The sequence below is a fragment of the Bradyrhizobium sp. TM233 genome (assembly GCF_036247965.1).
GTDB classification, from domain to species: Bacteria; Pseudomonadota; Alphaproteobacteria; order Rhizobiales; family Xanthobacteraceae; genus Bradyrhizobium; species Bradyrhizobium ottawaense.
This window is the reverse complement of record NZ_BTIG01000392.1, coordinates 1-510: the sequence shown is the minus strand read 5'-3', so window position 1 is coordinate 510 and position 510 is coordinate 1. Positions and strand designations below refer to the sequence as shown.

The window sequence follows — 510 nt, the reverse complement described above, 5'->3', positions numbered from 1 at the left end:
CCAGCGCGCGCGCCGCCATCGCCTTGTGGTCGAGCAATGCGATGGGTCCGAATTTGCGCTTCAGCTCGCGTCCGAGGAACACGTTGGCCGCCGCCGTGAGATTGTCCGACAGCGCGAGGTCCTGGTAGACGACCTCGATGCCGACCGCGCGGGCGTCGACCGGTCGGCTGAAATGAACCGCGTTGCCGGCAAAGCGGATCTCGCCATGGCTGGGGCGGAAATTGCCGGCGATGATCTTGACCAGCGTCGACTTGCCGGCGCCGTTGTCGCCCATCAGGCCGACGACCTCGCCCGGCATGACCTGCATGTCGACGCCGTGCAGCGCGCGGATCGCGCCGAACTCCTTGCCGATGCCGGTCAGCTCGAGGACCGGTGTCGCGTCAGCCTTTGTCATCAGCGGCCTTCCTCAGACGTAGCGGTTGACCAGGGATTCCAGATATTCCTGCCGGCCCGAGCGCGGCTGCGGGTCGAAGCCGGGACGAAGCGCATGGTCGGCGAGATCGGCGAGCG

General features: G+C 67.3%; 1 protein-coding gene. It reads right to left on the bottom strand.

Features of this window, described 5'->3' with window-relative positions; all coding sequences use genetic code 11:
• On the bottom strand, positions 1 to 394 hold a 394-nt coding region (locus tag AABA86_RS34510), incomplete at its 3' end, for an ATP-binding cassette domain-containing protein (RefSeq protein ID WP_338309933.1).
• Positions 395 to 510 lie beyond the last annotated feature (116 nt).